Annotated in this window: 15 protein-coding genes; 1 reads left to right on the top strand and 14 read right to left on the bottom strand. The window is 62.1% G+C overall.

Annotated elements, in window-relative coordinates; genetic code table 11:
• Window positions 1–70: 70 nt before the first annotated feature.
• Genes asnB through hemA form a run of 4 tightly spaced genes read right to left on the bottom strand, consistent with a single transcriptional unit; the run spans window position 71 to window position 4,752 of the window.
• Entirely contained in the window at window positions 71–1,924 is a 1,854-nt protein-coding gene (gene asnB / locus ACXPVS_RS25735; protein ID WP_458512411.1) for an asparagine synthase (glutamine-hydrolyzing), read from the bottom strand.
• A gap of 23 nt (window positions 1,925–1,947) precedes the next feature.
• Window positions 1,948–3,018: a Gfo/Idh/MocA family oxidoreductase gene (locus ACXPVS_RS25730; RefSeq protein WP_458512410.1), complete on the bottom strand. Its 1,071-nt coding sequence runs from the start codon at window positions 3,016–3,018 to the stop codon at window positions 1,948–1,950.
• Window positions 3,015–3,518 carry an N-acetyltransferase family protein gene (locus ACXPVS_RS25725; RefSeq protein WP_458512409.1) on the bottom strand — a complete coding sequence of 168 codons (504 nt, stop codon included), beginning with the start codon at window positions 3,516–3,518 and terminating at the stop codon, window positions 3,015–3,017. The genes ACXPVS_RS25730 and ACXPVS_RS25725 overlap by 4 nt, the downstream gene beginning before the upstream one ends.
• 1 nt (window position 3,519) lies before the next feature.
• On the bottom strand, window positions 3,520–4,752 hold the full coding sequence (hemA, locus tag ACXPVS_RS25720) for a 5-aminolevulinate synthase (protein WP_458512408.1): 1,233 nt from the start codon (window positions 4,750–4,752) through the stop codon (window positions 3,520–3,522).
• A gap of 156 nt (window positions 4,753–4,908) precedes the next feature.
• Between hemA and ACXPVS_RS25715 the strand changes: the two genes are divergently transcribed.
• Window positions 4,909–5,763: a helix-turn-helix transcriptional regulator gene (locus ACXPVS_RS25715; protein ID WP_458512407.1), complete on the top strand. Its 855-nt coding sequence runs from the start codon at window positions 4,909–4,911 to the stop codon at window positions 5,761–5,763.
• Between the two features lie 15 nt (window positions 5,764–5,778).
• Here the strand turns inward: ACXPVS_RS25715 and ACXPVS_RS25710 are convergent, their stop codons facing one another.
• The 10 genes from ACXPVS_RS25710 to ACXPVS_RS25665 all read right to left on the bottom strand — a co-directional run bounded on the left by ACXPVS_RS25710 (window position 5,779) and on the right by ACXPVS_RS25665 (window position 13,383).
• Window positions 5,779–7,728 carry a DUF3363 domain-containing protein gene (locus tag ACXPVS_RS25710; protein ID WP_458512406.1) on the bottom strand — a complete coding sequence of 650 codons (1,950 nt, stop codon included), beginning with the start codon at window positions 7,726–7,728 and terminating at the stop codon, window positions 5,779–5,781.
• Window positions 7,729–8,068: 340 nt separating this feature from the next.
• Window positions 8,069–8,596: a S26 family signal peptidase gene (locus ACXPVS_RS25705; RefSeq protein WP_458512405.1), complete on the bottom strand. Its 528-nt coding sequence runs from the start codon at window positions 8,594–8,596 to the stop codon at window positions 8,069–8,071.
• A complete protein-coding gene (locus ACXPVS_RS25700) occupies window positions 8,593–9,051 on the bottom strand; it encodes a DUF2840 domain-containing protein (protein ID WP_458512441.1) in 459 nt (152 codons plus the stop codon). Before ACXPVS_RS25700 ends, ACXPVS_RS25705 begins: the two co-directional genes overlap by 4 nt.
• A 62-nt stretch (window positions 9,052–9,113) precedes the next feature.
• Window positions 9,114–9,356, bottom strand: a complete 243-nt coding sequence (locus ACXPVS_RS25695) for a hypothetical protein (protein ID WP_458512404.1) — start codon at window positions 9,354–9,356, stop codon at window positions 9,114–9,116.
• Window positions 9,353–9,991: a ParA family partition ATPase gene (gene parA / locus ACXPVS_RS25690; RefSeq protein ID WP_458512403.1), complete on the bottom strand. Its 639-nt coding sequence runs from the start codon at window positions 9,989–9,991 to the stop codon at window positions 9,353–9,355. The genes ACXPVS_RS25695 and parA overlap by 4 nt, the downstream gene beginning before the upstream one ends.
• Before the next feature lie 229 nt (window positions 9,992–10,220).
• Complete coding sequence (locus ACXPVS_RS25685) at window positions 10,221–11,063, bottom strand: replication initiator protein A (protein WP_458512402.1); 843 nt, start codon at window positions 11,061–11,063, stop codon at window positions 10,221–10,223.
• 14 nt (window positions 11,064–11,077) lie between these two features.
• Window positions 11,078–11,359, bottom strand: coding sequence for a helix-turn-helix transcriptional regulator (locus tag ACXPVS_RS25680; protein WP_458512440.1), 282 nt, complete (start codon window positions 11,357–11,359; stop codon window positions 11,078–11,080).
• Window positions 11,360–11,992: 633 nt separating this feature from the next.
• Window positions 11,993–12,505 (bottom strand): antirestriction protein ArdA, encoded by a 513-nt coding sequence (locus tag ACXPVS_RS25675; protein WP_458512401.1) that lies wholly within the window; start codon window positions 12,503–12,505, stop codon window positions 11,993–11,995.
• Window positions 12,506–12,818: 313 nt separating this feature from the next.
• Window positions 12,819–13,115, bottom strand: coding sequence for a LasR-specific antiactivator QslA (locus ACXPVS_RS25670; protein ID WP_458512400.1), 297 nt, complete (start codon window positions 13,113–13,115; stop codon window positions 12,819–12,821).
• Window positions 13,108–13,383, bottom strand: a complete 276-nt coding sequence (locus ACXPVS_RS25665) for a hypothetical protein (RefSeq protein WP_458512399.1) — start codon at window positions 13,381–13,383, stop codon at window positions 13,108–13,110. Before ACXPVS_RS25665 ends, ACXPVS_RS25670 begins: the two co-directional genes overlap by 8 nt.
• Window positions 13,384–14,441 lie beyond the last annotated feature (1,058 nt).

Here is a 14,441-nt window from a genome sequence, read left to right as displayed (position 1 = left end):
TTTAGTGGAGGCGCGTAGGTGGTACAGCTGAGGGATGCGGCCCCGAACCAGGGCCACATTCGGTTGGGGACTAAAGTTCGAGACTGACGTCGTACTCGTTCAGCCAGGTGTTGAGGCCGACAGCCAGTTCCATGCCCATGCGTTCGTACATGGGCGAGACAGTGCCTAGCGGTTTGTCCAGGGCGTCCTTGATCCGGCTGGAGTCGAGCAGCGGTGTGACCGGCGCATTACGATCGGCGAGGATCTCCGCCAGCGAATTGCGCAACGCCTGCTCGTAGGCGGGGTCCTGGGTCGAGGGGTAGGGGCTTTTGACCCGCTCGGAGATCGACTCCGGCAGCAAGTCGCGAGTCGCCGCGCGCAGGATGCTTTTCTCCCGGCCGTCGAAGGCCTTCATCGCCCAAGGAATGTTGAAGGCGTACTCCACCAGACGGTGGTCGCAGAACGGCACCCGCACCTCGAGGCCAACGGCCATGCTCATGCGGTCCTTGCGATCCAGCAGGGTCTGCACGAAGCGGGTCAGATTGACGTAGCTCATCTGCCACATGCGCCGGTCCTGCGCGCTCTCACCTGGCAGCACCGGCGCCTCGGCGATGGCCTGGGCGTAGCTGTCGCGCAGGAAGCTGTGCATGTCCAACTGAGCCAGCAGGCCCTGGTCGAACAGGGGCTTGCCGTCGAAGTACTTGCCGGTGACCGAGGTTAGCCAGGGGAAAGTGTCGGCCTGGATCGCCTCCGGGTCGTGGAACCAGCGGTAGCCGCCGAACACCTCGTCCGCGCTCTCGCCGGACAGCGCCACCGTCGAGTGCTTGCGCACCACCTGGAACAGGCGGTAGAGCGACGGCCACATGTCGCCCCAGAACGCTGGCGGCAGATCGAGGGCGCGAACGACCTTCGCGCGCAGAGCTGGATCAGCCAGATCGCGGCTGTCGAGCATGATTTCCTGGTGACTGGAGCGGATCTTCTCCACCAAGTCGCGGACGAAGGGGGCATCCGGTGTGCCACGCACTGCATCGCCGGTAAAGCCGCTGCCGTGGTCGACGAAGTCGAGCGAAAAGGAGCGGATATTCTCCTTGCCGGCGGCGAGTAGCTTCTTCGAGGCCAGCGCGGTGATGATCGAGGAGTCGAGGCCGCCCGACAGCAGACTGCACAGCGGCACGTCGGCGACGATCTGGCGGTCGACGATGTCTTCCAGCAGGTCGCGGGTATGGCGGATAGTCTCGTCCAGCGAGTGGCAGTGCTCGCGTGCTTCCAGTTTCCAGTAGTGGCGGCTGTTCACACCCTGTCGGCTGATCCGCACGATCTCGCTCGGCATCACCTCGCGCATGCCGGCGAACACGGCGTGCCCCGGTGTCTTGACCATCTCCAGGATCTCGCGCAACCCGTCAGCTCGCACCTTGCGCGGTACCAAGGGGTTGGCCAGCAGCGCCTTGGGCTCGGAGCCAAAGATCACACCATCCGCGGTGGGGAAGTAGTAGAGCGGCTTGACGCCCATGCGGTCGCGGATCAGCAGCAACTCCTGCGAGCGCAGGTCCCAGATGGCGAAGGCATACATGCCGTTGAGCCGCTCGACGAAGGCTTCGCCCCATTCCACATAGGCGCGCAGCACCACCTCGGTGTCGCTGCGGGTCTCGAACTGGTGCCCGCGCCGCTGCAACTCGGTGCGCAGTTCGCGGAAGTTGTAGACCTCGCCGCTGTAGGTGATGGCGGCGACTTCGCGCAGGCCGCCCTGGCGCGCAGTCATCGGTTGGCGGCCGCCTTCCAGGTCAATGATCGACAGCCGGCGATGGCCGAGGCCGACCGGACCGTCGACCCACACGCCGCCGGCGTCCGGTCCGCGCAGGGCCATGGTGTCGGTCATGCGCTGCAGGGTGTCGCGTTGCGCTTCCATGTTCTGGCTGTAGGACAGCCATCCAGCGATTCCACACATAAAATTCTCCTTGTGATCTTGGGTTACCCGAGGCTTTCCAGGTCGCTGTCTTCAGGCAGCAGTGCGCGCGTCTCGCCATGGAGGTAGCGAGCCGGAGGCGGGGTTTGCGCATGGGTGTCTATTTCGTTAAGCAGCCGTTGCAGGGCCACGGCGGTGTCGAGGTCGGCGAACGCCTGGCGGGGCTTCTCCTTGAGCGTGACCCAGCGCACCACCTGCAGGCACAGCCGCGCCAGCTTGTGAATTGTGTCCAGACCTGGGTCGTTGGGGGCGCTGGCATGCTCGTGCAGCAGTTCTTCGCTGCCGCTGGCCGTGCGCGTCCAGATGCGCAACTGGTCGTGGTCCCAGCGCGGCGTGTCGAACACCAGGCGCGCGTGGATCAGCCGGGCGTCGCGGTCGACGAAGCTGAAGTCGACCGTGCGCTGGCGGACGATGTTGACGAAGCTGCTGTAGCCGGTCACCTGCGCCTCACCCAGGCTCGCCGTCAGCAGCACGGTATCGAGCACCTCGCTGCCGGAGATCGAGAAGTCCGAGCGCACGCCGAGCACCCCCTGCAGCCTGAGCTGGCCTGCTCGTGGGCAGGTCCAGCCGAGAAGATCTAGGGCATGGATCACCTCGCTGGCTACGCCACAGGTAGGGCGGTAGTCGTTGATGCGATCCTTACCCCAGTGGAAGTTGGCGCGCACCAACTGCCAGTCATGCCGCTCGACCCACTCGCGCAGTTGCCGGCTGGCCTCCGAGTAGCGCTCAACCAGATCCAGGGCAAAGCCACTGACTTGCCCCAGCCCAGTGGAGAGAGGGGTCAGATCGTCCTGAGGCGTGACCAGCGGCTTCTCGCAAATCACGAAGCCCCGGTAGCCGGCCAGTTGATGCAGCACGGGCGCATGGCTGTGGTCGTTGACGCTGACCACGACGATCTCGGGCGCGAACTCCTCCAGCGCCCGGCCGACGCTGTCGAAGTAGGGCAGGTCGATTGGCTTTTTCTGGCGACCGACATAGGCCAGGGTGAGCGGCATGCCGGTGCTGGCCGCGATGTGCTCGAAAGCCCGCTGGTAGCGCTGGCCGGCGTAGCCGAGGCCAATGATGAGGATTCTCATGCCAGCGCCTCCTGACGAATCAGTAGGCGCTCACCGCTGACCGTGAAACCCAAGGCCTGGTACAGCGCACCGGCTTCCTCGGTGCTCTGCAGTACCACGGTACCGACGCCACGGTTGGCGAACCAGCGCAGCAGGTGCTGCATCAATTGCCGGGCGATGCCGCGGTTGCGCCACTGGGGCTCCACCACCACCGACTGCACCCAGCCGGAAAGACCATTGAGGCATCCCGTAGCCGGTGCGCGCTGGTCGATAATCGCCGTTGCGCAGCCGAGCACCTGGCCTGACTCCCGGTGTTCGGCCGCCAGGATTTGCACGCAGTCGCTTTCACTCAGCCGGCTGGTCAGCCAGGCACGGTAGGCCGCACGCCAGCGCATGGCGTCATCCGGAGTCCGGCTCGAGTAGCTGGCCGAGGTGCCGTCCAGCAAGTGCGCACGCAACTCGACCAGGCTGCCCAGGTCGGTAATGGTCGCGGGGCGCACGGTAAGGAAGGTGTGATCCATCTCAGGCCACCTCCGTGCCGAAGGCCTGGGAGGCCAGGGGTATGGAGAAGTGCTCGAAGGTCTCGCGCAGCGAGGCCGCCAGATGCTCGATCTGCTCGTCGCTGTGGTTCGGGGTGGCGTTGACCCGGAAGCGTTCGGTGCCTATCGGTACGGACGGGTAGTTGATTGGCTGCAGGTACACACCATGGATGTGCAGCAGACGTTCTGCCGCAGCCTTGCAGCGCTGCGCATCACCAACCAGCACCGGCAGTACGTGAGTCTGCGAGCAGGGCATGACTGGCACGTCGTAGTGCTTGAGGCGTTCGCGCAGCTTGGCAGTCTTGGTGCGCAAAAGATCACGCTCAACGCAGCTTACTTTGAGGTGATTTACGCTGGCCAGACAGCCGGCCGTAATGGCGGGCGGTAGGGAAGTGGTAAAGATGAAACCGGTGGCGAAGGAGCGCACGGCGTCGACGATGACCTGGGTCGAGGTGATATAGCCGCCTATAACGCCGATGCCCTTAGCCATCGTGCCCTGGATGATATCCACCCGGTCGGCCAGCCCACGCTCGGCGGCGATACCCGCGCCGCGCGGGCCGTACATGCCGACGGCATGCACTTCATCGAGGTAGGTGAGCGCGTTGTAGCGCTTGGCGACTTCCACGATCCCTGCGATGGGCGCAATGTCCCCATCCATCGAGTAGATGGACTCGAATACGACAAGCTTTGGCTGGCCGAGTGGGTAGCCGGCGAGTATTTGCTCCAGGTGGGCAAGGTCGTTATGGCGGAAGATCTTGCGCTCGTTCGGCGTCGAGCGAATGCCATTGACGATGGAGGCATGGTTCAACTCATCGCTTACCACCACACAATCCGGAATCTGCCGCAGCAGACACTGGATCGTGGCGTCGTTAGAGCCGAAGCCGGTAGGGAAGACCAGGGCCGCTTCCTTGCCATGCCAATCGGCAAGGCTTTCTTCCAGGCGGGCATAAACCTCATGGGAGCCGCCGATATTGCGTGAGCCACCAGAGCCTGCGCCATAGGTCTCCAGCGCGTCGTGCATTTCCTCACGGACGCTGGGGTGCTGGGACATGCCGAGGTAATCGTTGCTGCACCAGACAACCACCGGTCGCTGGTTTGTACCTGTCAATTTGGCTAGTGGGTACTGGCCGCAGATGCGGCTGAGAGTGGTGAAAGTGCGGTACTGGTTGGATGACTTCAATGTCTCCAGTTGTTCGCGAAGAAGTGCTTGGTACATCCGTATATCTCCTGAGCAGTTGATGACACGTCGATGTGTTTTTCCTCATCAAGCAAGCGCCCTGGCACGCTCCTTTACGGCCAGGGAGGAGGTATTCTTGTTTGGATTTATAAGGGTTACAATTTGACCGTTTATGCTATTACTGGAGGTAATCGGATGAGCGCGCCTCGCACACTCGACCGCACCCGGACAGAACTGGCTGAATTCCTGCGCAGCCGGCGTGAGCGGATTTCACCGGAGGATGTGGGGCTGCCCGCCGGCAGCCGACGGCGGACGCCAGGACTGCGCCGCGAGGAGGTCGCTACCCTGGCTGGGGTGGGACTGTCCTGGTACACCTGGCTGGAGCAGGGGCGGGACATCAGCGTGTCTTCCACGTTCCTGGATAACCTCTCCCGAACGCTCAAGCTGGATGCGACCGAGCGGCGACATCTGTTCCTGCTGGCTCACCAGCGCTTGCCGGCGGAGCCAGGCAGGACTTGGTGCGTCGTACCGCCGCTGATAAACCGTTTGATGGATGACATCCCTTCGCGCCCAGCCTACGTGCTCAACCTGCGCTGGGATGTGCTGGCCTGGAACGCGGCAGCGGATCGGGTATTCCGCTTTTCCGCGCACCCGGCAGATCGCCGCAACCTGCTGTGGATGCTGTTCACCACGCCGGCGATGCGTGAGCTATTCAGTCCCTGGGAAGAACAAACGCTGCAGATCCTGTCGAGTTTTCGTCGCGACTTCGTGCGTGCGACCCAGGACCCGGACATTGCAGCGCTGGTGAAGGACCTGGAGAAGGTCGACCCCGACTTCAAGGCCTGGTGGCGGCAGCAGGATATTCACGGGGCATGCCAAGGCATACGGCATTTGCACATTGAGGAGGTTGGCCCGGTGGTCTTTGAGCACACCACGCTGACCATCGACGAGGATCGCCACCTGCGCCTGGTGTACTACGCGGCGAAGGAAGGCAAACCTGAGAGTCGACTGTTTGAGCAATGGCTGCAGCAGGAACCTGGACTGGTGTGAACGCAGAACCATCGCTCAGCCGATCGCCGGCCCGCGTTGTAGGCCCAGCTGCCACGACACGCTGTTGCCCTGCACGACGGCAGAAATGCTCTGCCCGAGCTTCGGCTCGATCACTGGCTTCCACGGCACCAGACTGAAGCCGAGACCGTCGTCGAGCAGGGCGAAACGGCCGCTGGCCAACTGCACGCTACGCCGGTAAACCCCTCTGACGCGCTCGCCGTCTAAAGCTGGGCGGTACTGCATGCCTGTTTTCGTCGCGATGTCCTGAGCGGTGGCCGATAGCTCGCGCCCACGCAGTGTCGCCAGCAGGTTGCGGGCAAGTACGACGCGCTGCCCCTGACGTTCGGCCAAGCCCTGATCCACCAGGTAATCGGCACGTTGAAGCAGTGCTTCGCGCACCTGCGCGCCAAAGCCCTTGCCAGTCAAGTCCTTACCGCCGTCAATTAGTTGCTGATCCAACCACGTAGCGCCCATAGCGCGGATCTGCCGCTCGATGGATAGGGGCGTACGGAGATTAACGGACACGTCACCACGGTGGCGGGCATCGTACAGACGACCTTGCTCGGGTAAATCGGCGGACACCCGCCAGACGCCCTCGGCAACCCGCTCGACAATCCCAGCCCGACGCAAGGCTTCCAGACGCCGCACATGGGCCTCGACCTGTGCCTGTGGGTCTCGCCCTGGCTCGGTCTGCGCCTTGGCTACTGCAAGGTGATGGTCACTGCGATACAGGCCTCCGGCTGCCTGTGCGGCAATGCTGCGGTCTATTGCCCGCGGCTCGAGCGAGCCTCGTGCCTCGACCACCGCGCCGAGCGGGTAGGCGACCAGTTCCACGCGGGCGGGCAGGGCGAGGTAGTGGGCCTTGCCGTCGATACCGTCCACCACCAGATAGCCCTTGTCGTGCAGTTCGTCCGCCAACCCTTTTGCCACCACCCGGCCGACTACAACGTCGCTGCCGGTGCTTGGCTCGAAGATCGCGATGTCACGCTGTACGCCACCCATGGCCCGCTGCATCGTTCGCACGATATCGCCGCGCTCGCCCATGGCTCTCAACGTCGACTCTATATCGCGACCTATAGTCCACTGGCCAGGTCGGTCCTCGACGGCAAGCCCCATCTTCTGCAAGTGCTGCAAACGTCCGATCAGTAGTTGCCTGCGTGGGTGGCCGGTCAGGCTGTCAAGGCGCACCAGATCGGCCTGACGTTCGCGTAACAAGGCGCGATCCAGGCTCGTCCAACGTTCTTGCTGCACCTCGTGTTGCAGGCTGCGCTGGATATCCAGGTCGGTGCGCGGACCGAGCCATTCTGTTGCCAATTCCGCGGCACGATTGCGCATGCCCTCGGCGATGTAGTCACGGGCAATGACCAGATCCTTGCCCGTCTCGTCCTTGCCGCGCAGGACGATGTGGGTGTGCGGGTTATCGGTGTTCCAGTGATCGACCGCTACCCAGTCGAGACGGGTGCCCAGGTCGGCCTCCATGCGGCTCATCAGGTGGCGGGTGTAGGTGCGCAGGTCATCGAGTTGCTCTGCATCCTCGGGTGAGACGATGAATCGGAACTGGTGGCGATCCTCCCGGCCGCGCTCCTCGAAAGCTTCCACATCGGCCTGATCGGTCTGTGGGCCGTAGGCTTTGCCGGGGTTGCCTTCGCGACTTACGCCGTCGCGCTCAATGTAGCGTAGGTGGCTGAGGGTCGAGCGTTTGCCGGCCTGACGCAGGTTCACCAGGCGGGTCTTGATGGTCACCCGGCGCGAATTGGGCGATACCTGTTGCGCACTGAAGCGTGCGGCGACATGGCCGCGGCCGAGGCGTGCGCCAGGTTGATGTCCTGCCTTGCGAATCTTACCGGTACCAGCCTTGTTGGCCTGGCGCAGCACCTGGTTGATGAAGGTCTGGTCGCGCTGCTTCGGTGCCCCTGGCTTGGGGCGGAAGCGCTGTTCGCTATCGTGGTCTCGCTCCTTGGTCATCCTGATTACTCCTCCAACGTGATCGCCCTGCAGCGTGCCGGGCACGCCTTCTTACTAAGTCTGATGCGGGTAAACGGCACTGCTCGGCACCTAGCTAGGGCAGGGTTTGTGCCGCCTCCACCCCATGTGCAGACGGCCTTCAAGCGCCACGAAGTGCTGCGCCCTTTTATCTTGCCCTCCGCTTTATCCAAGCTTTGACGTCCCTGAGAGGTGTGTTCGGGTTGCTCAGGTGATGCCCGAGCCGGCGGGCAAAGAGATAGCCGACTGCACTGCGGCGGCGCGCGACCTCGCAAGCCGATTACGCGCGCTCGGCAGGCAGGTTGTCGCAAGGGAGTTAAGGTCATGGTCGCGTCTCCAACCACAGCGGCTGCGCCCGACCGATCACCGTGGCGGCGGAGATAGGCCCGAAGTAACGACTGTCGAACGACTCCGGATTGTTGTCGCTGAGCAGAAACAGCTCATCTCCGACGAGGGGACGACATCCCCGCCAGGTGGGTATCGGGCGGCCGAGCCGGTCATGGGCTAGTAGCTTGCCTACGACTTGGTCGTCGAGCAGCACGTGGTTCCCCCTTACGCACACGCGCTGTGGCGCGATGGCAAATACTGTCTTGAGCAGTGGGATGCGTGTCGGCAGGTAGCTGCGCTGTGCAGCCAGCGTCGCGGCAGCCAGCGGAAGCCGAGTGAGCACGATATCGCCGACTGCCGGTGAGCCGGTCAGCGTGATGCGGTACCAGCCCATCGGCACGCTGTCGGAGCCGTTGTAGATGATCAACTGTAACGGTGTGCCAAACGCCGACCAGACCAGTGCAGCCAAGCTGCCAGCAACCAGTAGCAACGGCAGCCAGTTGAAGTGAATGCGAGTCGTCAATGCAGCGCACTCCCCGCAATCCAGGCGACATGCCTCTCGCACGTATATGCGGGCAATGGCATGCGTGCGCGTAGGCGGTTGCCCGACGTTCGCCAGTAACTTGGGGACACCTGTGTTGGGTCGAGCCCGAGCGCCTCGATAGCATCTATCTGCGTGAGTACGGCGCGTACCTGATTATCGCCATCTGCTTGCAGCAGGACACTTGCACCGGGCCAGATGCCAGCGATGCGTTGCATCGGCTCGTGTAGCGTCCCGGCCTGCAGCACCAACAACTGCCAGCGAGTCGTGCTGTAGTCGTTTGCCTCCCAGCGAATACGACAGAACAAGGTGGCTGGTGCGAACAGCGCAATGCTCCTCCTGTGATCTAGCCGGCGTGTTTGCGCTGGGTGACCGAAACGCAGGTAGAGGTTTAGGCGTTCCTCCACGTAAGCCTGCAAGACGCGCGTCAGCGGTATGCCATGCGCGCACTCAGTCAGTACATCTGGCGATTGCTCCGCCAGAGCCTGGGTGTTGGTAGTCATGGGGTGGTCTCCGGGAACTGTTGCTCCAGCAACTCGCGCAACATCTCGGCCACGGTGATGCCCTGGCTGAAGGCGGCGACCTTGATGCGTGCCCGTAGCGCGGGGGTTATGTCGAGGGTAAGTCGAGCCGTAAAGCGGACGCTCTTGCTGGTGTCGCTGGCGGTACCCTGATGTATCCAGGTTTCGGCCTGCGGATCGGCCAGTGGCCGCGCACCTATGCCGATGCGCTTACCACTCATGTGGTCCACCTCAACAGCTCGTCGACCAGGCTGCTGATCTCGCGCGCGGCGGCGCTGTCGGGGACCAGTTCGCGTGCCAGCCGCCCAGCGGCCACGCTCTCGGCGAAGACGATGCGCTGGCGAACCTCCGCCTGCAGGGCGGGCAGCGGTTGGTCGGCGAGGGCGCTGCGGGCCTCGCGGCCGATCACTGTGGTGCTGACGCGACGGTTGATGGCGAAGGCGGCGCGCAGTGACGGCCTGAACACCTGCGCCTCGCGGATCAGGTTGACCATCTCTGCGCTGGCCCACAGGTCGTAAGGGCTGGGCTGCACCGGTATCAACACGCGATCCGCTGCCAGTAGCGCCGAGCGTGCAAGGGCGGCGATGCGTGGTGGGCCGTCGATGATTATGTGGTCGGCCTGTTTGGCCAGCTCCGGTGCTTCTTGGTGCAGGGTCTCGCGCGCCAGGCCGACGGCGCTGAATAGCCTGGGTAGCCCCTGCTGGCTGCGCCGTTGCGTCCAATCCAGCGACGAGCCCTGCGGGTCGGCATCGAGCAGGATCACGGTCTGGCCGCGAAGGGCCAATTCACCGGCGATATGGGTGGCGAGGGTAGTCTTGCCGACCCCGCCTTTCTGGTTGAGCAGGGCGACGATCATGGCCTGGTTCTCCAGGCAAAATATCGTCGCGCAGCACCTGTCCACAGCAGGGGGCTGCCCCAATAACAAGTTAGAGCTTTTAAGTTAGTTAAGTTAAGGGCGGCTGAAAGCTGCGCCAGTCGTGGCCTGCAGAGGCGCTCGTGCGCCTGATAGCACGAGAGTCGTACTCCTGATAGCACGAGCCGGTTTGCGCCTGATAGCACGAGTGAATTCACAGCTTTTGCCCAGGTTATCCCCGTGCCGTGTACGGCACGGGTCGGAACGCCAGCAACTCGGTCGAGGGCGGGATGCGTTCGATCTTCAACAGGTACCCGGGTAACGGCTGACGAACCACCAGCGCACGCAGGTCGAAGGCGAAGTCCGAATAGCGCGCGACGCTGCCTGATTTTCGGTACAGATGCCGGAAGTCGAACTGCCAGCCATCTTCCTGGCGACCGCCGTGCTTGCGTACCAGGCGGTACAGCCAGCGCTCGATGCCGCCGGTGAGGCGGAAGTAACCGGGGTCTATGGTCAGCACCAGAGCCTGGTCGAGCACCCCGCTGTAAAACCAGTCGGGCAGGATCAGCTCGATGCCCAATGGCCTCCCATCCGCTGCGGCGAGCTCCTTCCATTCGTTGATCCAGGAGAAACGGTGTAGCCGTCGGCCCGTGGTTTCGCGAATCGAGGTGGCCACGCTGGTGGACTGCAGGCGATCCAGGGCGGCTTTCAGACGCTGGTAATCGCGCAGCGAGGTGCCACGACCGATGAAACGCAGGATCTCGTAGGGCGTTGCCCGCATCAGCCGCGAGGTAGCAATCCCCGCATCCTGTGCTTCGACGATCTGGCTGGCCGCCCAGATCAGGATGTCGGCATCCCAGATAGTAGCGATGCCATGTTCCCGCGTGCCCTCGACCCTCACCGTTACCCCGCCGGAGCGGAAGTCGATCGGCACGCTGCGGCGCGATTTCGCCAGCGAGAAGAACGGATGCGCCATCAGGTCCTGGGCGTCGCGTGGAGCCATGTCGCCCGGTAGGGCACGGAATAGATCCAGCTGTTCGCTCTGCGCCTGCTGTATGCGCTTGCTGTGGCTCATGGGCAGAGACGGCTTCACTGATCATGGCGGTTCGCTCCCTGGTGGCGCTCGATGTACTCGGGATCGAAGGTTGTCTCAAAGCTGCGCGCATCCGCCCAGGTCTCGAGGTCGGCCAAGGCGTACATCACCCGTCGGCCGAACTTGCGAAAACGCGGCCCGCCGCCGATCACCCGCTGCTTCTCCAGCGTTCGCGGCGATAGGCGCAGGAAGTCCGCGGCTTCGTCGTTGGTCAGGTAGCGAGGGGAGGGGGCGGGCTTCTGGGTTTCTCCTGCGTTCTCGCGCGCTGACGGGTTCATTGCGTGTGATGTCGGGCCGGCCTTGCGGTGATGGGGCGAGTCCAGATCGACGAGGCGAGGTTGCCTGTACAACTCGGGTGTATGCGACATGATGAGTCCTCCGTTGCGTTGGGAGGTGCACCATGCGGCAGTCGTCGCGCTCGATCATGCCGGGTTGTGTCAAAGCGAAGGTGGGGGTGAGCAGAGCCTGGATTGATGCGTACTCAGTCTGATCTCAGACTGAGTACGCTCAGCTGCGATGCGAACGGCAATGACCGGAAGGTATTTGCTGTGCTGAAACATGGCCAATCCTGCGGATCTGCGGATCTGCGGCTTTACGCTTTCGTGCAAAGCCGGCAATACGTTTGCCCGCTTTTCTGTAAAACCGTAGAAGCGTAAATCAGGATTCCCACAAATCCGTAGATCCGTGAACGCGGATTAGCGCATCTGTGCAAATACGTGATGCCGTAAATGTCCGAATGCTCGGCCTGATTCTGCAAGCTGCCTTTGCCCGTGTGGCGTATGTGATGCAGCCGCTGAGCTCCTGGCGATCAGCGGCAGGGGATCAGTTTATGGGCGGGGCGCGCGGGTGGCCGCAGGGCAGGGGCGCAAAGTACAAGAGCACCGGGGCAAACCCGCTGCTCTGCGCTTCCCCTACCTGTTCCAGAACACGTGCACTTGCTCGAAGCCGGTCTCGATGGTGAACACGTCGCCGTTGTACTCCATGTCGCGGGCCATGGCGCGATAATCGATGTATTGAGCCAGGTGCTGGGGAATAGTGCTGGTTTCCTCGGTCAGTTCTTGTGCGTAGTCGGCCAGCGATACATGGCAGCCGCAATAGGACTCTTCCGCTGCTTGGCGGGCATCATCAAGATCATTGAAGTGGGCGAGAAGCTCGCCGCCGAAGTCCGGGTATTCTTCGATAAAGCAGGCGATCTTGTGGGCGGATTGGATGCCTTCGTATTCGCCGAGGCTGTAACCGCCGAAGCCTTCGTAATCGTGGATGGCGTACTCCTCTACTCCATCAACAGGGGAGTTGGCCAACATGGCGTTGATCTGTTCCTGAATGTCGTCGGTGTCTAGGGTCGCATCGATCCATTCGCCATGCAGATGGCCCGCGTTATAGGCGGCAAGATCGGCTACGTAGATTCTGATTGCTTGGCTCATAGTCTTCGGCTCCTTTCGTCGTCGGGGTTCTGCGCTTTGCATCGCGCATGGCCCCCTGCCGACTAGGGCGACTAAGGCTGTCGTGAAAAAATCAGGAAAAATCGCGGAGGCTCCGCCCAGCGCAGCGGCCGGGTGGAAACCGTCTATTTATCTTGATTTTGAGGGGGCAAGAACCCCTGCTCTTGGAATGGTGAAGCGTCACCACCGTGTGGCGACGGCCCGCCCAGCAGGTCGACGCATCGACCTGCTGGGCCCATATGGAAACGATGCGCGCAGTAAGCGCATCAGCAACGGGAGTGCCGGTAATGCCGGCTTAAAGGCTCAACGCCGCATCCTTGATTAGCTCGCCGCTACACTGTGGCGAGCATAAACGCTGATGGATGCGGCTGAGGAAGCCGACTTCGAAGGCCCGTCTCTCTATGGCGCAAGGCAATAGATCGCGCTCGGCAATCATAACGGCCCAAAGCCAGCCGCTGCGGGCATTGTCGAGCCAGGTCTGGGCGAAGCTCACACCTTGGTTGAAGGCCTGCCGACAATCCGCTGCCCAGATGATCTCCATGCCAGGATGGCCATCGTGCGGGGGAAGCAAGGTCATGATGCCTTTACTCATGGCTGACACCTCCTCGCGCTTCGGACAGCGCGCGCCGGTAGAGAACAACCATCTCGTCGAGTAGATCCTGGGCGGCATAGGTCGCAACTCGCAGCCGCAGATTTTCCGGCTGGAAGCCATCCTGCCCAGACATCTGATCGAGTAAGTCGCCCAGCATGGTCGCGCGCAGCTCGGCAGCAGCTTCGACTGGGAGAGGAGAGGGTTCGAATTCGTGAAGCGGACTTGGCCGCCGTGGAAAAGGGACAATACAGGTTTCGAACTCAGCCATGGCGCACCTCCAGAGTGGAAGCGAACGACAAGACCAGAAGACCAAGGCGGAGCTCTTGGGTAAAAAGGGGGTAGTGCATTTTCCTTATGCTCCTCGGACGATTGGAGGAGCCACCAACACCGTTTCGACTCGGTTATGGTGGCGAACCGTACGGGGGTCGAAATACCGGCGTCCGAGGGAACCGGCCAGGCAAAAGCCTGCCCCGCACGGTCCGCCATAGAAATGCAGTAGCCTGATGAAACGAGCACAGGCTACACAGCTATGACGCTACCGCGCCTCAGACAAAACACGGGTTTCGACTCCCGGTCGTGGGATTGACCACGACGGACGCACTCTAGCCTGAGGGTTTCAGGATGGCAACCTGTTGGGGCGTAGTTGTACCTTGGGACATCGACATAGTAGATCGATCCGCAGTGAGTGTTTCTGGTATGTAGCCAGTCCGTAGTTCTTTGCCGCAACCTCAGTCTTTTCTCCCAATCGATCATCGCCACCGATTGCATCGAATTTGACCATTACGATTTGTAGCCATTAAGTAGAAATTTTTCGATTGCGGACATCAGCCATATCTGAATCCGCTCAAGTGTCGTACACAGCGAGAAATGGCAGGCACGGTGCCGGTCGAACGGTTACCCAAAGTCTTTGATTAGGCGATCGCATTGACGGGTCATGGCACAAAGTCTTTTCGTAAATGCAGCAGGCAGAACTCCTTGCTGCATTTACATTTGCAATTGCAAAGCAGGTGGCAATCCTCAGTGATGCGGAACCTCCGATCATCGCCGTTAGCTTGGCCACGCCTGCCGCTGATGCCGCCATTAAGACGTCAAAGCTCCCCGGCTGCGATGAGTATGGATCAGTCGGTGGGCAGCTTTTCAGGCCTTTCCAGGCACCACCGGACGAAGGCAAATAGTTGAAAAAATGTTAGCCATATAATACTTCTAGCAATCACCAGCTTATGTATTACGTAACCGGCCAGCAAACACACCTTCCTGACCCCACCGCCAAAGGCGATGGTGTCCACCTATTTAAGTGGACACCACTTCTAGCCTTTTAAGAGGGTC

It is taken from the genome of Pseudomonas sp. Ma2-10 (assembly GCF_054330215.1).
This window is presented reverse-complemented; position numbering and strand designations above follow the sequence as displayed.